Annotated in this window: 23 protein-coding genes and 1 tRNA gene; 10 read left to right on the forward strand and 14 right to left on the reverse strand. The window is 68.7% G+C overall.

Features of this window, described 5'->3' with window-relative positions:
- Positions 1-4: 4 nt before the first annotated feature.
- Positions 5-487 carry a L,D-transpeptidase gene (locus ACMYLB_RS13295; RefSeq protein ID WP_415907472.1) on the forward strand — a complete coding sequence of 161 codons (483 nt, stop codon included), beginning with the start codon at positions 5-7 and terminating at the stop codon, positions 485-487.
- A gap of 87 nt (positions 488-574) precedes the next feature.
- On the opposite strand, the gene ACMYLB_RS13300 is transcribed toward ACMYLB_RS13295, so the two are convergent.
- Entirely contained in the window at positions 575-2,413 is a 1,839-nt protein-coding gene (locus tag ACMYLB_RS13300) for a heavy metal translocating P-type ATPase (protein ID WP_415907473.1), read from the reverse strand.
- 211 nt (positions 2,414-2,624) lie between these two features.
- On the reverse strand, positions 2,625-2,852 hold the full coding sequence (locus ACMYLB_RS13305; protein WP_415907474.1) for a hypothetical protein: 228 nt from the start codon (positions 2,850-2,852) through the stop codon (positions 2,625-2,627).
- A gap of 79 nt (positions 2,853-2,931) precedes the next feature.
- Between ACMYLB_RS13305 and ACMYLB_RS13310 the strand changes: the two genes are divergently transcribed.
- From ACMYLB_RS13310 to ACMYLB_RS13325, 4 genes are all read left to right on the forward strand, one after another.
- Complete coding sequence (locus ACMYLB_RS13310) at positions 2,932-4,569, forward strand: ATP-dependent DNA helicase (RefSeq protein WP_415907475.1); 1,638 nt, start codon at positions 2,932-2,934, stop codon at positions 4,567-4,569.
- A complete protein-coding gene (locus ACMYLB_RS13315) occupies positions 4,485-5,000 on the forward strand; it encodes an ATP-dependent DNA helicase (protein ID WP_415911083.1) in 516 nt (171 codons plus the stop codon). Before ACMYLB_RS13310 ends, ACMYLB_RS13315 begins: the two co-directional genes overlap by 85 nt.
- A gap of 28 nt (positions 5,001-5,028) precedes the next feature.
- Positions 5,029-5,577, forward strand: a complete 549-nt coding sequence (locus tag ACMYLB_RS13320; RefSeq protein WP_415907476.1) for a PP2C family protein-serine/threonine phosphatase — start codon at positions 5,029-5,031, stop codon at positions 5,575-5,577.
- Positions 5,578-5,739: 162 nt separating this feature from the next.
- Positions 5,740-6,045 (forward strand): molecular chaperone DnaJ, encoded by a 306-nt coding sequence (locus tag ACMYLB_RS13325; RefSeq protein ID WP_415907477.1) that lies wholly within the window; start codon positions 5,740-5,742, stop codon positions 6,043-6,045.
- A 126-nt stretch (positions 6,046-6,171) separates the two neighbouring features.
- Here the strand turns inward: ACMYLB_RS13325 and ACMYLB_RS13330 are convergent, their stop codons facing one another.
- The 9 genes from ACMYLB_RS13330 to acs all read right to left on the reverse strand — a co-directional run bounded on the left by ACMYLB_RS13330 (position 6,172) and on the right by acs (position 14,005).
- Positions 6,172-7,035: a nucleotidyltransferase gene (locus ACMYLB_RS13330; RefSeq protein WP_415907478.1), complete on the reverse strand. Its 864-nt coding sequence runs from the start codon at positions 7,033-7,035 to the stop codon at positions 6,172-6,174.
- A 110-nt stretch (positions 7,036-7,145) separates the two neighbouring features.
- Positions 7,146-7,220 (reverse strand) — tRNA-Met (locus tag ACMYLB_RS13335).
- Positions 7,221-7,303: 83 nt separating this feature from the next.
- Positions 7,304-8,524, reverse strand: coding sequence for a hypothetical protein (locus ACMYLB_RS13340; protein WP_415907479.1), 1,221 nt, complete (start codon positions 8,522-8,524; stop codon positions 7,304-7,306).
- The gene (locus ACMYLB_RS13345; RefSeq protein ID WP_415907480.1) at positions 8,521-9,522 is read right to left on the reverse strand and encodes a type II secretion system protein J; all 1,002 of its coding nucleotides are present in this window, start codon (positions 9,520-9,522) and stop codon (positions 8,521-8,523) included. Before ACMYLB_RS13345 ends, ACMYLB_RS13340 begins: the two co-directional genes overlap by 4 nt.
- Positions 9,519-10,034, reverse strand: coding sequence for a hypothetical protein (locus tag ACMYLB_RS13350; protein ID WP_415907481.1), 516 nt, complete (start codon positions 10,032-10,034; stop codon positions 9,519-9,521). Before ACMYLB_RS13350 ends, ACMYLB_RS13345 begins: the two co-directional genes overlap by 4 nt.
- 4 nt (positions 10,035-10,038) lie before the next feature.
- Positions 10,039-10,728: a type II secretion system protein gene (locus ACMYLB_RS13355; protein WP_415907482.1), complete on the reverse strand. Its 690-nt coding sequence runs from the start codon at positions 10,726-10,728 to the stop codon at positions 10,039-10,041.
- Positions 10,725-11,393 (reverse strand): type II secretion system protein, encoded by a 669-nt coding sequence (locus ACMYLB_RS13360; protein ID WP_415907483.1) that lies wholly within the window; start codon positions 11,391-11,393, stop codon positions 10,725-10,727. The genes ACMYLB_RS13355 and ACMYLB_RS13360 overlap by 4 nt, the downstream gene beginning before the upstream one ends.
- The gene (locus tag ACMYLB_RS13365) at positions 11,393-11,974 is read right to left on the reverse strand and encodes a type II secretion system protein GspG (protein ID WP_415907484.1); all 582 of its coding nucleotides are present in this window, start codon (positions 11,972-11,974) and stop codon (positions 11,393-11,395) included. Before ACMYLB_RS13365 ends, ACMYLB_RS13360 begins: the two co-directional genes overlap by 1 nt.
- A gap of 54 nt (positions 11,975-12,028) precedes the next feature.
- Entirely contained in the window at positions 12,029-14,005 is a 1,977-nt protein-coding gene (gene acs, locus ACMYLB_RS13370) for an acetate--CoA ligase (protein WP_415911084.1), read from the reverse strand.
- Between the two features lie 82 nt (positions 14,006-14,087).
- Between acs and rho the strand changes: the two genes are divergently transcribed.
- From rho to ACMYLB_RS13385, 3 genes are all read left to right on the forward strand, one after another.
- The gene (gene rho / locus ACMYLB_RS13375) at positions 14,088-15,275 is read left to right on the forward strand and encodes a transcription termination factor Rho (protein WP_415907485.1); all 1,188 of its coding nucleotides are present in this window, start codon (positions 14,088-14,090) and stop codon (positions 15,273-15,275) included.
- A 79-nt stretch (positions 15,276-15,354) separates the two neighbouring features.
- A complete protein-coding gene (locus tag ACMYLB_RS13380; protein WP_415907486.1) occupies positions 15,355-17,115 on the forward strand; it encodes a hypothetical protein in 1,761 nt (586 codons plus the stop codon).
- A 228-nt stretch (positions 17,116-17,343) separates the two neighbouring features.
- On the forward strand, positions 17,344-17,712 hold the full coding sequence (locus ACMYLB_RS13385; RefSeq protein ID WP_415907487.1) for a hypothetical protein: 369 nt from the start codon (positions 17,344-17,346) through the stop codon (positions 17,710-17,712).
- Here the strand turns inward: ACMYLB_RS13385 and ACMYLB_RS13390 are convergent.
- Positions 17,709-18,284, reverse strand: a complete 576-nt coding sequence (locus ACMYLB_RS13390) for a hypothetical protein (RefSeq protein ID WP_415907488.1) — start codon at positions 18,282-18,284, stop codon at positions 17,709-17,711. The genes ACMYLB_RS13385 and ACMYLB_RS13390 overlap by 4 nt on opposite strands.
- A 110-nt stretch (positions 18,285-18,394) precedes the next feature.
- On the opposite strand from ACMYLB_RS13390, the gene ACMYLB_RS13395 reads away from it, so the two are divergent.
- Together ACMYLB_RS13395 and ACMYLB_RS13400 are read left to right on the forward strand one after the other, a co-directional pair.
- On the forward strand, positions 18,395-19,408 hold the full coding sequence (locus ACMYLB_RS13395; protein WP_415907489.1) for a 3'-5' exoribonuclease YhaM family protein: 1,014 nt from the start codon (positions 18,395-18,397) through the stop codon (positions 19,406-19,408).
- Positions 19,409-19,415: 7 nt separating this feature from the next.
- Positions 19,416-19,598: a hypothetical protein gene (locus ACMYLB_RS13400; protein ID WP_415907490.1), complete on the forward strand. Its 183-nt coding sequence runs from the start codon at positions 19,416-19,418 to the stop codon at positions 19,596-19,598.
- Here the strand turns inward: ACMYLB_RS13400 and ACMYLB_RS13405 are convergent.
- Together ACMYLB_RS13405 and ACMYLB_RS13410 are read right to left on the reverse strand one after the other, a co-directional pair.
- Positions 19,595-20,908, reverse strand: a complete 1,314-nt coding sequence (locus ACMYLB_RS13405) for a type II secretion system F family protein (protein ID WP_415907491.1) — start codon at positions 20,906-20,908, stop codon at positions 19,595-19,597. The two genes, ACMYLB_RS13400 and ACMYLB_RS13405, sit on opposite strands and share 4 nt — an antisense overlap.
- Before the next feature lie 3 nt (positions 20,909-20,911).
- Positions 20,912-22,606 carry a GspE/PulE family protein gene (locus ACMYLB_RS13410; RefSeq protein WP_415907492.1) on the reverse strand — a complete coding sequence of 565 codons (1,695 nt, stop codon included), beginning with the start codon at positions 22,604-22,606 and terminating at the stop codon, positions 20,912-20,914.
- Positions 22,607-22,647: the final 41 nt, after the last annotated feature.

The raw sequence follows: 22,647 nt of genomic DNA on the forward strand, positions 1-22,647 counted from the left end.
TTCTATGGTCGTTTCCATCGGCCGACAGTTGATGGGCTACTATCGGGACGGGCGGCTGGTGAAGAGTTACGTCATATCCACGTCGCTGCGCCCGCCCTCGAACGTGAAGAACTCCCTCGGCACCCCGCGCGGCCTGCACGAAATCGCCGAGCGCGTCGGCGCCGGCGCGCCACCCGGCATCGTGTTCAAGGCCCGGGTGAACACCGGTCAGCATTTCTCCGAGCTCGCGGCCGACGAGCAGGCGAAAAACCTCATCACCACCCGCATCCTGTGGCTCCGCGGCCTCGAGCCGGGCGTGAACGCCGGCACGAACGCCGCCGGCGAGTCGGTCGACACCTACGACCGCTACGTCTACATCCACGGCACGAACCACGAGGAGAAGATCGGCACGCCCGCGAGCAGCGGCTGCGTGCAGATGCGCAACCTCGACATCATCGAGCTCTACGACGAGGTGCGCGTCGGGGACCTGGTCTGGATCGAGGACTGAATCAGGGCGCTTGAGGACAAGCGCCCCTACCTCTGCCCCTTTGCCCTGCTCTCGGTAGGGGCGGTTGTCCCCAACCGCCCTTTGTCCTCAATCGTTCTTCCCCAGCAGCAGCCGCAGCGAATTCAGGCAGACGACCACCGTGCTGCCCTCGTGCGCGATGACGCCGAGGCTGAGCGGGATCGTGCCGACCAGCGAGGCGCCGACCATCACGATCACCGTGCCGAGCGAGATGACGAGGTTCTGCTTGATGATCGTGCGCGCGCGCCGGCTCAACCGCAGGGCGGCGAGGAAATTCTCGATCCGGTCGTGCATCAGCACGACCTCGCTCTGCTCCAGCGCCGCGTCGCTGCCGCGCGCGCCCATCGCCACCGAGACGTAGGCGGCGGCGAGGCTCGGAGCGTCGTTCACGCCGTCGCCGACCATCGCGACCTTGCGCCCCTGCTGCCGGAAGCCGTCGACGATCTCAACCTTCTGTTCCGGCGACAGGCCCGCCCGCACCTCGTCGACGCCGAGCTCCTTCGCCACCGACTCCGCCGTGTGGCGGCGGTCGCCGGTGAGCATGTAGGTGCGAATGCCGTTCGCCTTCAGCGCCGCGAGCACGCCGCGCGACTCGGCGCGCAATTGGTCCTTGAGCAGCAGCCGCCCGACGATGCCCGGCGCCACCACCCAGACCTCGGAGAACTCCGCCGCCGCCGGCGGCACTTTCTCGAGCCACTGCGCAAACGGTCCCGCCGCCACCAGCTCGCGCCGGCCGAGGAAGGCATGTCCGTCGCCCACCTGCGCCCGCACGCCCTGCCCGGTGATCGACTCGAAGCGCGCGATTTCGCGCACGGTCACGTTTTCCTTGCGGGCGTGGTGCGTGATCGCGCGCGCGATCGGATGGTGCGAATGGCGCTCCAGCGCGTAGGCGAGCTCGAGCAACTCGCGCTCGCGTCCGGTCGGGAAGCTCTCGACCGCCACGACGGCCAGCTCGCCGGTCGTCAGCGTGCCGGTCTTGTCGAGTGCGACCGTGTCGATCTCGGCCAGCTTCTCGATCGCGGCGCCGCCGCGGAACAGCACGCCGTGTTTCGCGCCCCAGGCAATGGCCGCCAGGATCGCCGAGGGGATCGACAGCACCAGCGCGCACGGGCTCGCGACGACCAGGAGTGTCATCGCCCGGTAGAAGGCCGACGCGCGGCCGTCCACGCTCTGGAACGGCGGCAGGCCGAAGCCGAGCCACCAGACGAGGAACATCGCCGTGACCGCGCCGAGCACCAGCAGCGTGTAGTTGCCGCCGAAGCGGTCGGTAAAGCGCTGGCTCGGCGCCTTCAGCTTCTGCGCGGTCTGGATCAGGCGGACGATTTTCTGCAGCGTGCTCTCGCTCGGCAGGCGCACCACATTCACCTCGACCGAGCCCCAGAGGTTGATCGTGCCGCTGAACACCGACGACCCCACGCTCTTCTCCACCGGCACGGATTCGCCGGTGAGCGTCGACTCGTCGCTCGCCGTCTCGCCCTTCACGACTTCGCCGTCGGCCGCGAACATCTCGCCCGGCTTCACCGCGAGGCGCTGGCCGACCTTGAGCTGGTCGACGGTGACGACGTGGTGCGCGCCGTCGGCAGCGATCACCGTCGCCTCCTTCGGCGCGGTGTGCAGCAGCGACGACACCTCGCGTTGCGTGCGGTCCATCGCGTAGGCCTCCATCGCGCCCGAGGCCGAGAACAGGAACAGCAGCAGCGTCGCCTCGCCGTAGGCGCCCACCAGCACGGCGCCGACCGCGACGGCCAGCATCAGGAAATGGATGTCGAGCTTGCGGTGGCGCAGGTTCTCCCACGAATCGATCGCCGCGTCCCAGCCGCCGGCCACGAGCGCGACGCCGTAGAGCGCGAATTGCGCCCAGGGCGGCGCGCCGAGTTTCTCCGCCACAAAGCCCGCGATGCCCGCCACGCCGCAGATCGCCGCCAGCGTGCCGAGGAGCTTCCACTCCCTTCCTCGCCGCCGTGCCCATGACCATGGCCGTGCCCCTCGTCGGCGTCGTGCGCCTCCTCCTCGTCGAGCGAGTATTCCTTCCACTGGTAGAAGCGCGGCGCCGTCTCGCAGGTCGGGCGTTCGACCGTGGTCACGCTGCCGGCCTGCTTCACGACGAAGCCCGGCTGCGTCACCGGCCCTCGCCGCGCGCGCGGCCGGTCGCGAGTTTCGCCTCGATGGCGAGCAACACCTCCTGGATCTGCTGCTCGAGCTGCGCCTGGTCGACGCTGCCGAGCGTGGCGACGGAGACCGTCATGTCGGCGGCGTTCACGCGCACCGCGGCGACCGCCGGCTGCGTCTGAAGAAACTGGATCAGCTCCTGCGTCCAAACCGCGCCGCCTTGCTGCTGTGTTGCCATGCCAGGACGGTGGTTTCCGCTGTGGGCGCTCGCAAATATGTTTTGCGCCCCTGCCGCGTCATGAGCTGAGTCCCAATTGATGATTAGTCTCAACGAGGGCGGCGGCGCGGCCGTCTCGCGCGCAGTCGAGCTGACGTCGGCCGTCTTCGCCGACGACGGCTGGCTGTGCCTGAGTCTCGGTCTCGAACACCGCCCCGAGCAGGAGCGCATGGCGCGCGCCGTCGCCGCCGCGATGGACGGCGACACCAGCCTGCTTTGCGAGGCCGGCACCGGCGTCGGCAAGAGCCTCGCCTACCTCATCCCGGGCATCATCCATGCCGTCGACACGCGCCGGCAATTCCTCGTCTCGACGCACACCAAGACGCTGCAGGAGCAGATCCGCGACAAGGACCTCGCGAACTGCCGCCGCCTCTTCGCCGCCGTGCCCGAGCTGGCCGCGTATCGCGACTTCACCAGCGCCGTGCTCATGGGCAAGGGCAACTACCTCTGCACGACGCGGCTGAAGCGCGCGCTCGCGGAGAAGCACGAGCTGTTCGCCACGCCCGAGCAGGAGCAGCTCGCGCGCGTCGACGCGTGGGCGAAAACCACCGAAACCGGCTTGCTCGCCGACTTCCCCTCACCGCGCATCGCGCCCGAGGTCTGGGACGAAGTCTCCGCCGACTCCGACGCGTGTTCCTCGAAGCACTGCGACAGCGCCGTGTGCTTCTACCAGCGCGCGAAGAAGCGGCGCGACGCCGCGAACCTCGTCATCGTCAACCACAGCCTGCTCTTCACTCTGATGGCCGTGCAGGCCGCGCAGGAGAAATCGCTCGCCCGCGGCATCCTCCGACTCGACGACTTCCTCGTGCTCGACGAGGCGCACACCGTGCCCGACATCGCCACCGAGCACCTCGGCCTCGCGCTGACGTCGACCGGCCTGCGCCGCCAGCTGCACGCCCTGTTCAATCCCAAGCGGCGGAAGGGGCTCTTCACCCGCCACCAGGACACCGGCGGCCAGCGCGCGGTCGAGATCGCCGTCGAGCAGGCCGACCACTTCTTCGCCACCGTCGCGGAAAAGATCCCGCCCGGCGCCGGCCTGCAGCGCTGGCGCGAGGCGGACGCCGTCGAGCACTTGCTCGCCGGCCCGCTCAACGGCGTCGTCGCCCGCCTCGACGCGCTCCGCACCAGCCTGCCGCCGGAGGACATCGCGCACGTCGAGGTCGAGACGAAGCAGAAGCGCCTCTCCGCCTACCGCGACGCAATCAAGTCGTGGCTCGACCTCGCGCGCGAAGGCGACGTGCACTGGGCCGAGATGGCCGACCGCCGCAAGGAGCTCGTCGTCAGCCTGCGCTCCGCCCCGCTCGACGTCTCCGCCGAGCTGCGCCGCCGGTTGTTCCAGCGCGAGACCTCGTGCGTGCTCACCAGCGCCACGCTCGCCACCGGCAGCACGATCGAGCCGTTCCGCGAGCGCGTCGGCGCGCACGCCGTCGAGACGGTGATCGAGAAATCCCCTTCGACTACGAGCGCCACATGCGCGTCTACCTCGCCGCCGACGTGCCCGAGCCGTCCGCCTCCGCCGAGGGCAAGCTCGCGCTCGACGCCATCACCGACTACGTGCGCTTCTGCACGCTCGCCGTCCGCGGCGGCTCGCTCGTGCTCTTCACCAGCTACCGCGACCTGCTCGCCGTCGCCGCCCGCCTCGAGCCCAACTACCGCGCCGCGGGCCGGCGCTGCCTGATCCAGGAAAGCGGCGTGTCGCGCTCCGAGCTGGCCGAGCAGCTGCGCCGCGCCGGCAACGGCGTGCTCTTCGGCACCGAGAGCTTCTGGACCGGCATCGACGTGCCGGGCGACGCGCTCTCGCAGGTGATCATCACGCGCCTCCCCTTCGAGCCCCCGAACCATCCGGTCGCCCAGGCCAGGGCCGAATGGGTCGCCGCCGAGGGCGGCAATCCCTTCGCGCAGCTCGCGCTCCCCGAGGCGCTGGGCAAGTTCCGCCAGGGCATCGGCCGCCTCATCCGGAGCAAAACCGATCGCGGCATCGTCACTATCCTCGATCCCCGCGTCCTGACCAAAGCCTACGGACGCGAATTCATCGCCTGTTTACCCACGCCGGCCTTCGAGCGCCTCACGCGCGCGGACCGCGAGACGATTTTTCGTCCTTTCATTTGAGCGCGTCCCGACCAATTTCTGCCGGGACATGAAGCTGCGCTCGTTCGCCCTCACCGACATCGGCTGCTACCGGCAGCAGAACGAGGACAGTTACGTGTGCGACGACGGCCTGCGCCTCTACGCCGTGGCCGACGGCATCGGCGGACTGCCCGCCGGCGCCGCCGCGAGCCGCGCCGCCCTCGACACGCTCGAGGAGTGGTTCGTGAAGCACGCCCGCAAGCCCTTCGATTACGCCGCCGCCCTCGCCCTCGCCAACGACGCCGTCTTCACTCTCGGCCGCCAGCTCAGCCCGCGCCACGGCATCGGCACCACGCTCACGCTGGCGCATTTCACCGACGGCGCCGCGAACGTCGTGCACGTCGGCGACAGCTACCTGTTCCGGCTGCGCGCCGGCGAGCTCGAGGCGCTCACGCGCGAGCACAACCTGGAAAACGAGATGCGCGCGCGCGCCGCGCGCGGCGAGCCGACCTACGTCCTCACGGAAAACCGCGCCGCGCTCACGCGCTGCGTCGGCCAGCCCCCGCCGCTCGAAGGCGACATCGCCTCCCACCCCTCAAGGCGGGAGATCGCTACCTGATCTGCACGGACGGCGTCACCCGCTGCATCACCCCGCACGAGATCGCCCGGTATCTCGCTCACGCGGCCACGCCCGAGGCGGGCGCCCGGACGCTGGTCGAGCTCGCGCGCGAGCGCGGCGGCCTCGACAACGCGACGGCGATCACGATCTTCGTCGATTGAGATGAACTCCGCCCGCTTCGCCGCCCTCGTGGCCACGCAGCCCGAGAACGAGATGTTCCGTTTCAGCCTCGCCCAGGCGCTCCTGCGCGAGAACCAGGCGGCCGAGGCCGTAGCGCACCTCGAATTCTGCGTCCGCAAGAAGGCCGACTGGATGATGGCCCGTATTCTCCTGGGAAAAACGCTGCTCGCGCTCGGTCGCCCCGCGGAAGCGAAACCTTGGCTCGAACAAGGCCTGCAGCTCGCCATCGCCCAGAACCACGAGGATCCCGAGCGCGAGTTGCGCGGAATCCTCGCCGAGCTGGCCTGAGGCGCCCCGGGATGCGACGCCCGCCAGGCGTGGGCCCCTCGGCAAAGCGCTCTGCCTCGGCGCGCTACTTCCGCCCGGCCGAGCGCGCCCTGGTCTCCGGCGGTGAAAAGATCCGCCTCGACCCGCTCAGCCCCACAACGGCGACGGGTAGCGACCGGCGGCCGTGAGCTCGCGGACAGCGCCCGCAGCGGTCGCGAGGTCCTCGCGGTAGGTGATGCCGAACCACGAGTCCTCGGTTCGCAGCAGCGCGATATCCGCCACGCCACGCTGATTGAGGTCGCTCAGAGCCGTGGGCAGATAGAACTCCGCCTTGGGATCGCCGCCCCGCGCCGCCAGAAATCCCGTGAACAGTTCGTGCAACTGGGGAAACACCGCGGGCGTGAAGCCCCAGAAGTTCAGCGAAACCGTCTCGTCGCCCGAGAGCGGATGCGCCGCCCCGGCCGCGTCGGTGTAGCGGGCGCCCGCGGCCGTCTTCTCGATCTTCGTCAGCTCCGTGATGGTCGTGAGCCGGCCGCCGGCATCGATCGCGCAAAGCCCCCGGCTGACCGCGCCGTGCTCGGACAGGGTCTGCCGCAGCGGGTATCCGACGAGGGCGTAGGCCGACGACGACGCGAAGTGCGCCGCGAGCACGCGGTAGCCGGCGGCGCCGTAGAAATCGTCGGCATTGATGACCGCAAACGGCCGCCGCACGGCCGCGCGCGCCGCGAGAACCGCATGGCCGGTGCCCCAGGGCTTCGTGCGCGCTGCCGCGTGCGCCCGGTGCGCCGCGGGCACGTCGGCGAGTTCCTGAAAAACGTAATCGACCGCCATCCGCGACTCGAGACGCCGCCCGATGGTGGCGCGGAAATCGGCCTCGATATCCTTGCGGATCACCAGCACGAGCCGGTCGAAGCCCGCGCGCAGCGCATCGAAGATCGAATACTCGATGATGAGTTCGCCGTGCGGGCCGACGGGCTGCACCTGCTTGAGGCCGCCGAAACGGCTGCCCATGCCCGCGGCGAGGATGACGAGGTCGTAAGTTTGCTTAGCCACGATTCACACGGATGCACGCGCCGCCCCGCCGCGCCAAACAAAAAGCCGCAGCGGGGCTGCGGCTAAATTGGTGCCAGGGGCCGGGATTGAACCGGCGACCAAGGGCTTATGAGTCCCCTGCTCTACCACTGAGCTACCCTGGCGTTTTTTACCCGGCCGGAACGGCCGAGGAACGGCGTAGAAGCCACAGTTTTCCGGAAAAATCCACAAGATTTTTCTGCCGCGCCTAGAGGTCGCCCGGCCCCAGCCAGCGGAAGGAAACCACGACAAAGCGCCGCCCGAGCCCGTCCGGGGCCACCGCGGGGGTGCGCTGGACGATGGCCTCGCACCAGGCCGCGGCCTCGATCCGGCTGCGGTCGGCCGGATCCAGGGCCTCGCCGTAGGCGCGGACGCGAAAGGTGTCGGAGCGCACCGCCAGTTGGGGCGCGAGCACGGCGTGGATCTGCGTCCCGGTCGGACTGCCGCTCGGAAAGACGGAGGCCAGCAGGGCCGACGCGCCGGCCGCTGCCGTGAAGGGACCGAAGGCCGCCTTCCCGGCGGTGGAGAATCCGGCGACGGCGTTTTGCAGGGACGTGCCGCGCGCCAAAAGCGTGGCGGCGGAGATCGGCGCCGGCGCGTCCGGGCTGGTGTTGTAGGTCTGCAGCAGGTTGCGCCACGCGATCGCGGAGTTGGTGTTCACGTTCTGGAAACCGGTTCGGAGCTGGTCGCCCACGACCCAGCGCGCGGTGAGCGTGACGTGATGCAGGTTGTCCTGGAGCGTCGAAGCGGTCAGCGCGGCCGCCGGTGCCGGCAGGACACGCAGCTGCTCGTAGGTCGACACCCGTGGCAATGCGCCGGCGTAGGCGGCGAGCGCATCGCGAAGGCGCGCCTGGGCGTTCGCGGCGTTGGCGAAGAGAACGGGAGCCGTCCCCACGGGCGACGGCGCGTAGGCCGAGGTCTTCACGCCCTCGTCCAGGACCAGCCAGGCATAGCGTCCCGTCGGCACCCCGTCCGCATCGGGCACCCCCAGCTTGCCCGCGACGACGTGCTCGGAGTTGGCCGCCGGCGCTCCGACCGCCGCGGCGCCGAGCAACTCGATGTCCGGCACTCCGGTCGCCAGCGCCGCCGCCGCGGGCTGGGCGCCGGAAGCCAGCCACCCCAGGAAACTCCCATCGCTGCGCCAGACCCCGCACCAGTGTCGGGTGGTGTTCGCCGCGCCCGGGCCGGTGCCGGTGATGCCGGCGATGCCGGTGACGCGCGCGTCCGGACCGGCGACCCGCTGCAGCTCGCTCAACGCCACGCCCAGGGCCAGCTGCGCGTGCTGGCGCGCCCGGAGCTGGGCCGTGGCACTCGCCACCACCTGCGAATTGACCTGCACCAGCGCACTCAGCGCCACCACGGCGAGCACCAGCAGCCCGAGCAGCGCGAGCGTGATGACCAGCGCGAAGCCGCGCACCCGCGCGTTCACCGGGCGCCGCCTTTCAACTCGATGCGGCGGACGAAGACGGTCGAGTTGGCCTCGACCACGGCCCACCACCATTGCGCGTCGTCCGCGAAACCCGCGGGTCGCGGAACGCGGCCCTGCTCGATCGCGGCGATCTGCCGGGCGCCGTCCTCGCTCAGCACGCGAAGCATCACGTCGGCCACGTCGGGGTAGCGGTCGTCGTCGGCGGCACCACCGGGATCGCGCGCCCGGTGCGTCAGGTCCGCCGCATCCGCCGGGAAAATGCGCCGCAGCGCGCCCGCCGTGTCGCGCACGTAGAGCCAGACGCCGAAATCGACCGCGTTCGTCACCAGCGTGTCGTTGCCCGTGTTGGGATTCGTGAGAGTGGAGGCGGCGCGCGCGGCCGCGGGTGCCTCCGCGCCAGAGGCGTAGCCGGCCGCCATGACATCATTGCCGATCGCGAAGCTCGTGTCCCCCGCCACCGCGGCGCGGAAAAGCGAATAGCGCACCTCCGCCGGGTTGGCAGTGTCCGCGACCGCTCCGCTGACCGGTCGGCGCGCGAGCTGATACGACAGCGCGACGGGCAGGCTGCCGGCGCTTTCGACGTTGTGCGCGATGAACCGCAGCCACGCACCCGAGAGACCGAAGCGCGCGTCGGCGATTGTCGGGGTGCGCTCGTCGGACCCGCGCGGCAGCACCACCAGGCTCTCGCGAGTGGCAGGCTTCATCCGCGCCGCCGTCTGCCAGCCGTGATGCGCCACGCCAGCGGCGTCGTTGGCGACGGTCACGGCAAGCCAGGTCGCGCTGCCATCCGGTCGGAAGACGCCGGCTTGGAGATCCCGCTCGAGGAAATCCAACGCCAGCTGGGCCTGCGCCGCAGTGGAAAACCGATCCTGCGCGCGGCGCCAGAGAGTCAGGGTGCTCGCGGTGACCGCGAGCAACACGGCCGCGATGCCCAGGGTCAGCGTCACGGCGACGAGCAGCTCCAGCAGGGTGAACGCGCGCGGAAGGCTCCGGTTCATCGGTTGATCGCGGTGCTGAAGGTGAGCGAGGACCGGCTCGCCCAGTCGACCGGCGAGCCGTGGGCGGCGACCCGGTGCGGCCAGGAGACCCGCACCAGGACCGGCAGGACCGTTCCGCTCGCGTCGTAAGCCAGCGGCGCCGCGGGGAAGCGCCACACCTCGACGAGGAAGTATTTCTCGTGCTCGGAGAGCGCGTCGGCCGGCGCGGGCGCGAGGTAGGCCTCGGAATGAAGGCGCACGGCATCGCGTGAGGCGACGAAGGCGAGCCCCTTGCCCAGCGGCGCGCGCAGCACCGGCACATTTGCCGCCAGCGTCTCGAAGCCGCTGGCTCCCGCCAGGCGCTGCAACTCCACCCGCAGGGCGTCCGGCAGGCGCTGGGCCGCAAGCGCGTCGGCCGAGGCCGCGGCCTCTTTCGCCAGCGCCGGGAGCAGCGCCAGGATGACCACGATGGCGGACGCGAAGACGCCGACCGCGATTACCACCTCGAGGAGAGAGAACGCGCGCCGGGTCATGGCCTCAGAAGCTCGCGCGGCTGTTGATCAACGTGGCCACCCCGTAGGCGCTGAGTGCGAGCCCGCGCACCTGCTCGGGCCCGGTCAACTCGACCGGCGATTCTCCGCTCGCGTATGAACCCGGCGGGCGGACGCGCCCGGCGGCGAGCACGATGTCACCGGACGCGTTGGTGGTGCCGGCCGCCGCGAACGGAAGGCCGGCCCACTGCTCGAGCACGCCGCCGTGGATCGCCTCGGTGGTGAGATTGGCGCTGCGCAGTGCGGTCGACCGCAGATCCGCGCCGTCGCTCCTCGTCCACGGCGTCTCCGTCGTCGCGAGCAATCCGGCGGGAAGCGCAAAATTGCCCGGCAGCACGTAGACGCCGTCCGGGAGATAGACGTCGCTTACCGTCTGCCACGCGCCGCCGACCTGTTCCTGGAGCACGAGGTGGCGGAGAAACCGTCCCGCCGCGGCGCCGCTCCGCGCGTCGCACTGGACCAGCACCCGCGCCAGTTGGCCGCTGGCGCTGGCCTTGGTGCGGGCGGCGACCAGCAGGTTGGCGACGGTGGCCTGGGCCGATTGCAGCGCCGCACCTCGCGCGGCGCCGAGGGTGCCGATCACGAAGAAGGACAGCCCCGCCATCAGCCCGGCGACGACGACCAGCTCGAGCAGCGTGAAACCGCGGGAATGGCGGCGCTGGGGCAACAAGGTCATTTCCAGCTGAAGATGAAGGCCGGGCTGGCCGCCGTGGCGTTCGGGTCCGGGGCGTAGAAGAGCACGCCGGCGCGCACGCCGGTGGCGGGGAGATCCGCCGGCATCGGGCGGAGCGAGCTGCCATCGGGCGCAACCACGCTAGGGAAACTGGCATAATCGGAGCCATCGATCCGGCCATCTAGGTTCCGGTCGACGAGGACAGCGATCGAGAGGTTGTCGAACGCATCGCGAATCAGGTTCGAGGCGGCGGAGGCCGCCGGGGTGAGTTCCGAGTCCGCGAAGGCGTGGAACGCGGTGCGCTTCCGGTTCTGGCTGCCGGCGGCGACGGTCGTGGCCGCGTCGGGCGCGCTGCCGTCGCGTTTCCGCCCGGCCAGCACGTCGTGGAAAAGATGCTCGCCGGAGGGAACGGTCGTGGCGCCGCCGTTGACCAGGTTCGTGGCGTCGAAGCTCGGGTAGCAGCCGTATTCGCTACGGAAGGATTCGATCGCCGCGGCCCACTGGCTAAACTGCACCTTCGTCTTCGCGCGACCGGCAGCTTGGCGCGCGGCCGAGAGGCTCGGGAAGATCAGGCCGGCGAGGATGCCGATGATCGCGAGCACCGCGAGCAGCTCGAGCAGCGTGAAGCCGGCGGCGGACGAGCGAGAGACGGTGGGGCGCGCGCGCATCAGTTCCGGTGGGCGTAGAGGTTGTCGGCGTTCGCCGGCGCGGCCTCGTCGACGAAGCCGCCGGCGCGCAGCGCGGGCGCGTCCGCGCCGTCGGGGCCGGCCGAATAGAGGACGAACGACGGATTTGTCCACGGCGCGACGGACTTGTAGGCGTAGCGATACGGGTTTCCCCAGGGATCGACCGGGACCGCGGCGGGATCGGAGAACGGGTCGGCGGCCGCGCCGGGCGAGGTTGCGCGCGCAAAGGAGAACCGGGCCGCTTCAATCTGGGCGCGGCCGGTCGCGGCGAGCGGAGCGCCCGACGGGTCGAGGCGTCCGAGCAGCGCCTGGACGAGCAGCGCGCCGTCCGTCGTGCGCGGGTAGTCACCGTGTTGTCGCCGGTAGGACTGGAGGGCCGCGGACAGCACGGCGAGCTCGACCCGCGCGCGGGCGCTTTTGCCGTGCTCGACGACGCGCCGGCCGGCGCCGATCACGAGGCTCGTCAGGATCGCGAGCACGGCCAGGACCGCGAGCAGCTCGAGCAGCGTGAACGCCGAGCGATCGGAGCGAGGCAGCGCGGAGGCGGTCGGCGGAAAAAACATCGGGCCAGGCGCGGTCGCCTGGCCCGGAGCGGGAACCGCAGAGAGGAGTAAGGCTTACTCGTCGTCCGACTTCAAGGCCGCGATGACGGAGAAATCCTCCAGCGTCGTGGTGTCGCCCTTGATCTCGCCGGAGGTGGCCAGCTCCTTGAGGAGGCGGCGCATGATTTTCCCGGAGCGGGTCTTGGGCAGGCCCGCGGCGAAGCGGACCTGATCGGGCTTCGCGAGCGAGCCGATCTCCTTGCCGACGTGGCTGCGGAGGACCTCCTTCAGCTCGTCGGTCGGCTCGTGGCCGGCCTTGAGCGTGACGAAGACGACGAGCGACTGGCCCTTGAGCTCGTCGGGGCGGCCGACGGCGGCGGCCTCGGCGACGAACGGGTGCGAGACGAGCGCGCTCTCGACCTCGGCCGTGCCGATGCGGTGGCCGGAGACGTTGAGCACGTCGTCGATGCGGCCGACGATCCAGAAGTAGCCGTCCTTGTCCTGACGCGCGCCGTCGCCGGTGAAGTAGTAGTCCGGATGCTCGGGGAATTCCGAGAAATAGGCCTTCTTGAAGCGCTCGTCGTCACCCCAGAGGGTGCGCAGCATGGAGGGCCAGGGCTTGGTGATGGCGAGTTTGCCGCCGCTGTTGCGGGGGACTTCCTTGCCGGCATTGTCGACGACCTTCGGCGCGACGCCGAAGAACGGAAGCGTGGCCGAGCCGGGCTTGGTCGGGGTGACGCCGGGGATCGGCGTGATCATGATCGAGCCGGTCTCGGTCTGCCACCAGGTGTCGACGATCGGGCATTTCTTTTTGCCGATCATCTTGTGATACCACATCCACGCCTCGGGGTTGATCGGCTCGCCGACGGAGCCGAGCAGGCGCAGCGAGTCGAGACGGTGGCGGAGCACGTAGGCATCGCCCCAGCGCATGAAGGCGCGGATGGCGGTCGGCGCCGTGTAGAGGATCGTGATGCCGTGGCGGTCGATCATCTGCCAGAAACGGTCCGGCTCCGGCTGGTTCGGCGCGCCTTCGTAGAGGAAGACGGTGGAGCCGTTCGAGAGCAGGCCGTAGACGACGTAGCTGTGGCCGGTGATCCAGCCGATGTCGGCCGTGCAGAAGTAGCGGTCGCTGTCCTTGAGATCGAAGACGTATTGCGAGCTCAGCTTGGCGCCGAGGAGATAGCCGGCGGAGGTGTGGAGCACGCCCTTCGGTTTTCCGGTCGAGCCGGAGGTATAGAGGATGAAGAGCGGGTGCTCGGAATCGAAGGCCTTCGCGTCGTGGAAATTCGGCGCGCCCTGCCAGGCTTCGCGCCACCAGGTATCGCGGCCCTCGACCATGTTGATGTCCTGCGCGGTGCGCTTGACCACGAGCACGGACTGGACGGTCGGGGCGCCTTCGAGCGCCTTGTCGACGTTGGCCTTGAGCTCGACGATCTTGCCGCGGCGCCAGCCGCCGTCGGCGGTGATGACGACCTTGGCCTTGCAGTCGTTGATGCGGTCCTTGAGCGCCTCAGGCGAGAAACCGCCGAAGACGACCGTGTGCACCGCGCCGACGCGCGCGCAGGCCAGCATGGCGATCACGGCCTCGGGGATCATCGGCATGTAAATCGCGATGCGATCGCCGGGTTTCACACCCATGTTCTCGAGCACGTGGGCGAAGCGGCAGACGTGGAAGTAGAGCTGGCGATACGTGATGGTGCGCACGTCGCCCGGCTCGCCCTCGAAGATGATCGCGGCCTTGTTCTCGCGGGCCGTGCCGAGGTGGCGATCGAGGCAGTTTTCAGAAACGTTCAACTTGCCGCCCACAAACCACTTGGCGAAGGGCGGCTTCCACTGCAGCACCTGTTTGAACGGCTTGCGCCAGACGAGCTGGGCGTTGGCCTGTTTGGCCCAGAATTTATCTGGGGCGTTGACAGACTCAGCGTAGAGCTTACGGTAAGTTTCGAAGCTGCCAAGGTTTGCTTGGCCCTTGAACTCGGCTGAGGGTTTGAAAACACGACTCTCCCGGGACACTGAGGTAATCGTTTGGTCCGACACTTGTTTCTCCTCTATTTTGGGGTTGAAGCGACGAAGGGGGTAAATGCCTCCGCGGATTTAGCGTCAAGTCTCGGCAGCTCCATAACTCACGCTTTGTATGGAAAAAGACCAACAGCCCGGCGCGTCCGCGTCGCAGGCTCCTGAACAGAATCCGGCCGCGCAGCCCCCGCAACAGCCGGACAATTCAATTCGCGTCGAAGGCATTCTCGACCTCGACAACAGCCGCAACGGCCAGCTGCTCGACCTCGCCCGCTTCGGCAAACGCCGGCCCACGGACCCGTTCGTGCCGCGCGAACTCATCCGCCGCTTCAAGCTCAACCAGGGCTCGATGATCACCGCGCAGGCGACGCCCGACCCGCGCTTCCCCAACCCCAAGGTCCGCTTCATCGAGAAAGTCGACGGCATGGAGCTGGACGAGCGCCGCCGCGTCGTCGAGTTCCCCAATCTTCTCACCATCACCCCGAACGAGCACCTCAAGCTCGAGATGAAGGACGGCCGCATGACCACGCGCGTCGTCGACCTCTTCTGCCCCATCGGCAAGGGCACGCGCGGCCTCATCGTCGCCCCGCCCCGCACCGGCAAGACCACGATGCTCCGCGACATGGCGCTCGGCGTCCTCGAGAACAGCCCCGAATGCCACGTCATGATCCTCCTCGTCGACGAGCGCCCCGAGGAAGTCACCGACTTCAAGCGCAGCGTCCCCGCCGAGGTCTGGGCCTCGTCGAACGACGAGGCGGTCGAAAACCACATCCGCATCTCCGAACTCTGCATCGAGCGCGCGAAGCGCCTCGTCGAGGCCGGCAAGGACGTCGTGCTTTTCGTCGACTCCCTGACCCGCCTTTCCCGCGCCTACAACACCCAGCGCAATTCCGGCCGCACCGGCTCGGGCGGCCTGGACGTGCGCGCCCTGGAAAAACCCCGCCAGCTCTTCGCCTCCGCCCGCAACACCGAGGACGGCGGCTCGCTCACCATCATCGCCTCCATCCTGGTCGAGACCGGCTCGCGCATGGACGACGTCATTTTCCAGGAGTTCAAGGGCACCGGCAACATGGAGCTCGTCCTCGACCGCAAGGCCGCCGAGATGCGCATCTGGCCCGCCGTGAACGTCCAGTCCTCCGGCACCCGCAAGGAGGAACTCCTCCTCGACGAAAAGACCCTCGAAGGCATCCACTTCTTCCGCCGCGCCCTCGTGCAGCAGAAGATCGAGGAAGCCACCGACACGATGATCACCCGTCTCTCCAAGACGAAAAACAACGCCGAATTCCTCAAGCTCATCGCCCGCTGAGGCGCGCGACGTTCGCGTCACGCCGCAATTCCGCCCTTGCCGCTCCTTTCCCAACCCAACCAATCTGCCCGCTCCCTGAATGAATAGCTTCTCCGAGCAATGTCTCGACATGGCCCGCTCGATGCTCGGCCATAACCTCGACTCGATCAACGCCGACGGCACCGTCACCGCCATCGCCGGCGAGAGCCCTCGCTCCGACGAACCCGGCCACGTCGCCTACGCCCTGGGCGAGTATTACCGCGCCACCGGCGAGACGACCCTCAAGGGCCACGACCTCATCGACCTCGCCGCCCGCTGCATCACCGCCCAGGCCTTCACCGAACCCGGCGGCGAAAACGGCCTCGCCTACGCCGCGCTCGGCCTCCTCTGCTTCGGCCCGTCCAAGGAGCGCAATCCCGTCTGGGAACGCCTCGTCGACGAGACCCGCCAGCGCCTCGACAAGCAGCTGCTCCACCGCAGCGACTACGACAACTACTGGCAGGCCTTCAACGTCGCCAAGGCCGTCTGCCGCTTCTCCCTCGGCCTCTCCAAGAAGGACGAAACCTCGCGCCTCATCGAACGCATGGTCGAGCGCATCGAGCAGACCAGCTCCACCGGCTTCTTCGACGACGCCGAGCCCGGCATCGGCGGCCACTTCAATCTCTACGGCGTGATGACGCTGGTGTTCGTGCGCTCCGCGCTCCAACTCCACGCCAACTCCGCCCTCCGCGAGCGCAAGCTCCCCACCCTCCGCACCTACGCCGAGAAATACATCAAGCTCATGCCCGACCTCGTCCGCGCGGACGGCCTCGGCTGGGCCTACGGCAAGGCCTCCGGCGCCTACGGTCAGATGCACTGCATCAGCCTCCTCCTCCAAGGCCTGCGCGACGGCTGGATCCCTGACGACCAGAAACCCAAGTATTTCGACATCCTGCGCCGCCTCTTCTACTACTTCTTCCAGACCTACCTGGACCAGGAGCACGGCTTCCTCGACGTCCGCGACGAAGAGCGCACCGCCTACGCCACGCACACCACGCGCATGGCCAACTTCGACGCCGCCCGCTACCTCTGCCAGTGGTCGCGCCTCGCCAAGGTCGTCAACATGACGATGGAGTCGGGCAAGGCCGAGCCGGTGAAGACCACCGGCCGCTTCGTCATCTTCGACAAGTCCAACCGCAAGGAGCAGGGCCTCTTCCTCTACCGCGACGCCGAATCCGGCCTCCACTTCCAGCTTCCGCTCGTCAGCTCCGGCGGAGCCGCCACGGCCGACAGCCTCGCGTTCCCCCACTCGCCCGGCGTCTTCGACTGGCCGAACAACGTCTACCTGCCGATCATGCAGCCCGAGCTGACCTTCGGCGAGAACGTCACCCTGCCCTCCTTCTATGGCCAGAAGTGCGTCACGGGACTCGGCCTGAAGAACTCGTTCTTCTTCCGCTATGAGCAGCCCGAGCTGATCAACACCAAGGAAGAGCTCGTCCGCGGCATCGGCAGCGTGAAGGTCCAGTGGAACTTCTCCGGCAACAAGATCTCCGCCGAGTTCGCCTACACGGTGAAGAACCAGGTGCAGCTCGACAAATTCCGCCTCTGCCTCGTCATCGGCACGCCGCACTCCAAATACCGTCTCGACACCTCCCCGGTGCTCGGGCCCAACGGCCACCGCTGCCAGGTGCTCAAGGACGATTTTCACGCCAACTGGCAGGAAACCGAGGTCGTCACCGCCGATCCGAAGTTCAAGACCAACTACGGCAAGCTGCACTACGTGCAGAGCTTCGTCCGCGACCACCCGCTCATCATGCGCCCGGGCCAGGTCTACCGCCTCGCGGTCAGCTTCGAGCCCGACGTCACGCTGATCGGCGCCTGAAGCCAGGAGCGAGTTGATCTTCCAAGCCCGCGGCCTCCGCGGGCTTTTGTTTTGCCCGCGTCGCATGCCCCCTTGAATCTGGCGCTCCCGCATCGCCTCTGCTTCGCCATGCACTTCGTCCGTCTCGCGCTCTGCCTCGTTTTCCTCCCCGCGACCATCCGCGCCTCGGTTACGTCCGTGCCCCGACCTCAGAAGCCGGGGTGGCCGACGGAGAATTACGCCTCTCTGGTGGCGCGCTACAAAGACGCGGACCTTGCCGTGTTCGAATACCGGGGCGGCAAAAAAACCTTCATCGCAGAGCGCGCGTGGCTCGATGCGTTCAAGGTCGCGCTCGTGACGGACAGCGCCCAACCCGCCGCCTATTGTTTCTGCGTGAATGTGCCGCTCTTGAAGCTCTACGCGAAAGACAAGCTGCTCGGAACGTTCGAACTGCCGCACGACGACAAAGTGCGGTTCGGGGCGAACGACTTCACCGTGCCGGCCGAGACGCGCGAAACACTCGTGAAGCTGTTTCGCTTGGCCCTGAAGGACCAAGGCTACTCGCCGCCGAAACTGCCGCCGCACGCCGCGCCGGTGCAGGTCGACCTGAAACCTTAAGCTTGCTCGGTCGGCGCCGGCGCATCCGCCGGCGGCATCGCATCCGACGCGGATACCGCAGGCTCCGCCTTCTTCTTCGGCGCCCCGACGAGCACGTCGAGCTTGCCTTGGATCTGAACGAAAAACTCTGCGTTCAGATCGCCGACCGGAATCTCATACATCTGATGCGTGCGCGCGTGCTCGAAGATGTTGCGTGCGCCGTCCGGCGTCTGGCCGCGCGGTTTGAGGATCTTCTTCCGCTCCAGCATCAGGGCGAGGAACTGCAGCAGCGGCGTGTTGGCGTCGTTCGGCGGATTGAGCGGATCCGCCAGCGTCACGAAGAGGTTTTCCGCCGTCATCTTCAGCGTGCGGTCGGCGTTCTCCTCGCCCTTGCGCGGCTTGTAGCTGAGCACCCAGCGGCAGTAGACCTCCGCCGGCTTCTCCAGGTTGGCGTCCTCGCTCTCGAGCAGGTCGCGGCGCCCCGTCAGTCCGTCGGCCTCGCGCACGAGGTAGCAGACGACGCGGTCGCCCTCGGCGAACTCACGGCCGGACACGTAACACTTCGTGGCGAGAGGATGAAGATTCAGCTCCATGCGGGAACCTCCTGTTTACGTGCGCCCCGAGTGAACGCTAGCCCAAATCGGCCCGGCGCGGAGGCGATTCTTGGTTGGCCAACCCGCCGGACATCCGCTGAGCTCCCGGCATGGCCGACATCCAGTCCCTGCTCAGCGTGCGCGAGATCAAGGCGCTCGACAAAAACGGCTCCGACACCTTCGCCAGCGTCCTCCTCGTCCGCCGCGTCACGAGCAAGACCGCGAAAAACGGCAACCCGTTCCTGACCGTCGAACTCGGCGACAAGACCGGCAGCTTCGCCCAAAACGTCTTCGGCGACAGCCCGGCCTTCGACCTCTTCACCAGCCTCCGCGAAGGCGGCGTCGTCCGCATCGAGGCCAAGCTCGACTACTACCGCGACGCCCTCTCGCCCAAGCTCCTCAGCGCCGAGCCGATCACCACCGACCAGCTCGCCGGCTCCGCCGTGCTCGCCAACCTGGTCGAGACCGCGCCCGAGGACGCCGACGCGCTGTGGACGGAGTTCCAGCAGCACATCGCGGCCATCCGGCACCCGGATATCCGCGCCACCGTCCAGGCCGTCTTCGACGACATCGGCGAATCCTTCCGCATCGCCCCCGCCGCCGTCGCGATGCACCACGCCTACCGCCACGGCCTGCTCGAGCACACCACGCACATGGCGCGCGCCGCCCGCGCCCTGCTCCCGCTCTACCCCGAGGTCGATCCCGATCTCGCCCTGGCCGGAGTGCTCGTTCACGACACCGGCAAAGTCATCGAATACCAGGGCGACCTCGTCACCACCAAAAGCCGCCGCGGCCTCCTGCAAGGTCACGTCGTCCTCGGCTACCAACTCGTGCGCAAAGCCGGCATGAAGGTGAAGCTCGCCTCGGACCTACTCGAGCGCCTCGAACACATCGTGCTCTCCCACCAGGGCGAACTCGAGTGGGGCGCCGCCGTCATCGCCGCCACCCCGGAGGCCGTCTTCGTTGCCAAGGTCGACGATCTCGACGCCAAGATGGGCATGGTCCAGCGCCTCCTCCGCAACGCCGGCGAGAACCCGGCCGATGAGTTCTCCGAGAAACACTTCGGCCTCAACTCGCAGCTGCTGCTGACGAAGCCGAAGACACAGACCGCCACATCGACCTGACGCGCCCATGTCCGCCTCCCGCGCTCCGGAATTTTTCGTCGGCATCGGCACGCTCGCGCTGATCAACGCCGGCCTCGCCCAAGCCAAGAATCGCAGCGGCCTCGCCTGGTTCCTCGCCAGCCTGCTGCTTGGCCCGATCGCGACCCTGCTCATCGTCGTCCTGGACAAGGCCCCGGCACCGCGCGGTTAGGTCAGCAGCTGGACGATCCGGATGATCGGCAGGAAGAGCGCGATCACGATCGTGCCGACCACCAGGGCGAGAAACACGATCAGCAGCGGCTCGATCAGCGAACTCAGACCGGCCACGGCTGCGTCGACCTCGTCGTCGTAGATGTCCGCCACCTTGTGCAGCATCTCCGGCAACTGCCCGGTGTGCTCCCCGACTTCGATCATGCTCGAAACCATGCCGGGGAAGACCTGCGTGTCCTCCAGCGGCCCCGCCACCGGTTCGCCGCCCTTCACGCGCTCATGCACGAGATCGAGCGCGGTCGCGACACGCGCGTTGCCGGTGGTGTCGCGCGTGATGGTGATGGCCTGCAGGATCGGCACGCCGCTCGCCAGCAGGGTGCCGAGCGTGCGGGCAAAGCGGGCGACGAGCGACTTCAGCAGCAGGTCACCGAAGACCGGCGCGCGCACGACCCAGCCATCGACGAGCTGCGCGCCCCGGGACGTCCGCCGGAACATCCGGAACGCCAGCCCCGCCCCCGCCGCCAGGCCCAGCACCACGAGGTAGTGCGTCCGCACCGCCGCGCTGGCCGCGAGCACCGTCTGCGTCAACGGCGGCAGCGGCGCCCCCTTCAACAGGTCGGCGAAGATCTGCTCGAACTTCGGCACCACGAACACGAGCAAGCCGGCGAGGATCACCACCGCGACCGTCATCACGATCAGCGGATACACCAGCGCCGCCTTGACCTTGCCGCGGAGCTGCAGGCCTTTTTCCTGGAACCGCGCCAGCCGGTCGAGGACGGCGTCGAGCACTCCGCCGGCTTCGCCGGCTTTGATCATGTTCACGTAGAGCCGGTCGAAAATCCGCGCGTGCCGGGCCAGCGCCGCGGAAAGCGTGCCGCCCGCGCGGATGTCCTCCGCCAGCGCCTCCAGCACGCCCCGGAATGTGCGCTTCCTTTCCTGTCGCGCCAGCACTTCGAGGCTGCGCAGCAGCGGCATGCCGGCCCGCAGCAGCGTGCCAAGCTGCCGCGTGAACACCGCCAGCTCCTTCGGCGTCACCGGCCGGACGAAGGGCAAACGGATCTCCCGCTCAAACCCGCGGCCCGCTCGCCGCTGCGGCGATGATGCCGAGCGCCCGGGCGACGCCCCGCGTGGCGTGAGCCGCGCGGGCGCCGATTGCGGCAACGCCGGCCTCGTCCCTACGGCACCGAGCGCGATCGGGAACAGCCCTTTCGCCTTCAGTGCTGCCACGGCGTTTTCGGCCGTGACCGCGTCCAGCTGGCCGGATTGTTCGGCGCCGCGGGCATCGAAGGCGGTGTAGGCGAAGCGCGGCATCGCTCACATGTATTTCCGGACCTCCTCGAGCGAGGTCTCGCCCGCGAGGATGGCCTGCAGGCCGGCGTCCCGCAGCGGCACCAGGCCTTGCGCGACCGCGCGCTGGCGTAGCTGCACGAGCGACGCGCCAGCGGCCACGAGCTCGCGCAGCGCGTCGGTCATCCTGAGCAGTTCGAAGACGCCAATCCGCCCGCGATAGCCGCTATGATGGCAGGCCGGGCAGCCCTTGCTCCGGTAGAAAGGCCGTCCGGCGATCTGCGCGCGCGTGAAGCCGCCCGAGTGAAGCAGCGCGTCGCTCGGCTCGTAAGGCGTCCGGCAATCCGGACACAGGCGCCGCACCAGTCGCTGGGCCAGCACGGCCTCGAGCGTCGAGGCCAGCAGGAAGGGCGCGACGCCCATGTCGGCCAGGCGCGTGACCGCGCCGGGAGCGTCGTTGGTGTGCAAAGTCGAGAGCACGAGGTGTCCGGTGAGCGACGCCTGGATCGCGATCTGCGCCGTCTCGAGGTCGCGGATCTCGCCTACCATCACGATGTCGGGATCCTGGCGCAGGAACGCGCGCAACGCGCGGGCGAAGGTCAGCTCGGCGGCGTAATTCACCGGCACCTGCATGATGCCGTCGATCTCGTATTCGACCGGGTCCTCGATGGTGAGGATCTTCACGTCGGGCGAATTCAGCTCCTGCAGGCAGCCGTAGAGCGTGGTCGTCTTGCCGGAACCGGTCGGACCGGTGACGACGAAGATGCCGTTCGGCCGCCGGATGATCTCGCGCACCGCGGCCTCGATCGGCGGCGGCAGCGTCAGCTGCGCCAGATCGAGCCGGACGGCGGACTGGTCGAGCACGCGGAGCACGACGCTCTCGCCAAACTGCGTCGGCAGCGTCGAGACGCGCAGGTCCACCGCCCGCCCGGCGGCGTTGAACTTGATGCGGCCGTCCTGCGGCACGCGGCGCTCGGCAATGTTGAGATTGGCGAGCACCTTCACCCGCGAGACGACGGGCAGCGCGAGGGACTTCGGCGGCGGCACCAATTCGTAGAGCGAGCCATCGATCCGGTAACGGATCTTGAATTCGTGCTCGAACGGCTCGAAATGAATGTCCGAGGCTTGGTCGCGGACCGCCTGAGTCAGCACCAGATTCACGAAGCGGATGATCGACGTGCGCGCGACCATTTCCTCGAGCTCGGACTCGGAAACACCCGCGTCCTCCGTCGCGCCCTCGATCGCCGCCGTCCCTTCGTCCGTCGCGGACTCGCGCGCCGTCTCCTCCGTCCCGTAGTGCCGGCGAATCAACGCGGCGACGCGCTCGGGGTCGGCCACCACCAGGCGCACCTCGCGCTCCAAGGCGAACGCGAGGTCGCCCGCGAGTTGGGCGGCGAAGGGATCGACCGCCAGGAGCGACACCGACGCGGCGCCGGCCGCCAGCGGTGCCACGCCGTAGCGCCGGGCCAGCGCCCCATCGAGGAGCGCCACCGCATCGTCCGGCAGGTGACCCGGCAGTTCGTCCGCGAAGTCGACGCCCAGGTGATCCGCCACAATGCGGAGCAACGCGGAGCGGCCGATCAGCCGGCGCTCCAGCAGCACATCCGCGAGCGGCCGGCCGGAGGCGCGATGTTCCGCGAGGGCGAATTCGAGCGAGTCGCGCGCGACCGTTCCTCGCTCGGCAAGGAGCTCGAACAGGAGGCGGTCGTGGCCGGGAAACATGGGACTCGCTCGCGGGCCGGCCCCAGCCGCGAGTCAGCGGA

This window comes from Oleiharenicola sp. Vm1 (genome assembly GCF_047777955.1).
GTDB lineage: Bacteria > Verrucomicrobiota > Verrucomicrobiia > Opitutales > Opitutaceae > Didemnitutus.

Bases quoted from the DNA above. Each gene is read 5' to 3' on its own strand.
- ACMYLB_RS13295 (WP_415907472.1), top strand. From the start codon at position 5: ATGGTCGTTTCCATCGGCCGACAGTTGATGGGCTACTATCGGGACGGG.
- ACMYLB_RS13305 (WP_415907474.1), bottom strand. From the start codon at position 2,852: ATGGCAACACAGCAGCAAGGCGGCGCGGTTTGGACGCAGGAGCTGATC.
- ACMYLB_RS13310 (WP_415907475.1), top strand. From the start codon at position 2,932: ATGATTAGTCTCAACGAGGGCGGCGGCGCGGCCGTCTCGCGCGCAGTC.
- ACMYLB_RS13320 (WP_415907476.1), top strand. From the start codon at position 5,029: ATGAAGCTGCGCTCGTTCGCCCTCACCGACATCGGCTGCTACCGGCAG.
- ACMYLB_RS13325 (WP_415907477.1), top strand. From the start codon at position 5,740: ATGAACTCCGCCCGCTTCGCCGCCCTCGTGGCCACGCAGCCCGAGAAC.
- ACMYLB_RS13330 (WP_415907478.1), bottom strand. From the start codon at position 7,035: ATGGGCAGCCGTTTCGGCGGCCTCAAGCAGGTGCAGCCCGTCGGCCCG.
- ACMYLB_RS13345 (WP_415907480.1), bottom strand. From the start codon at position 9,522: ATGAACCGGAGCCTTCCGCGCGCGTTCACCCTGCTGGAGCTGCTCGTC.
- ACMYLB_RS13350 (WP_415907481.1), bottom strand. From the start codon at position 10,034: ATGACCCGGCGCGCGTTCTCTCTCCTCGAGGTGGTAATCGCGGTCGGC.
- ACMYLB_RS13355 (WP_415907482.1), bottom strand. From the start codon at position 10,728: ATGACCTTGTTGCCCCAGCGCCGCCATTCCCGCGGTTTCACGCTGCTC.
- ACMYLB_RS13360 (WP_415907483.1), bottom strand. From the start codon at position 11,393: ATGCGCGCGCGCCCCACCGTCTCTCGCTCGTCCGCCGCCGGCTTCACG.
- ACMYLB_RS13365 (WP_415907484.1), bottom strand. From the start codon at position 11,974: ATGTTTTTTCCGCCGACCGCCTCCGCGCTGCCTCGCTCCGATCGCTCG.
- rho (WP_415907485.1), top strand. From the start codon at position 14,088: ATGGAAAAAGACCAACAGCCCGGCGCGTCCGCGTCGCAGGCTCCTGAA.
- ACMYLB_RS13380 (WP_415907486.1), top strand. From the start codon at position 15,355: ATGAATAGCTTCTCCGAGCAATGTCTCGACATGGCCCGCTCGATGCTC.
- ACMYLB_RS13390 (WP_415907488.1), bottom strand. From the start codon at position 18,284: ATGGAGCTGAATCTTCATCCTCTCGCCACGAAGTGTTACGTGTCCGGC.
- ACMYLB_RS13395 (WP_415907489.1), top strand. From the start codon at position 18,395: ATGGCCGACATCCAGTCCCTGCTCAGCGTGCGCGAGATCAAGGCGCTC.
- ACMYLB_RS13400 (WP_415907490.1), top strand. From the start codon at position 19,416: ATGTCCGCCTCCCGCGCTCCGGAATTTTTCGTCGGCATCGGCACGCTC.
- ACMYLB_RS13405 (WP_415907491.1), bottom strand. From the start codon at position 20,908: ATGCCGCGCTTCGCCTACACCGCCTTCGATGCCCGCGGCGCCGAACAA.
- ACMYLB_RS13410 (WP_415907492.1), bottom strand. From the start codon at position 22,606: ATGTTTCCCGGCCACGACCGCCTCCTGTTCGAGCTCCTTGCCGAGCGA.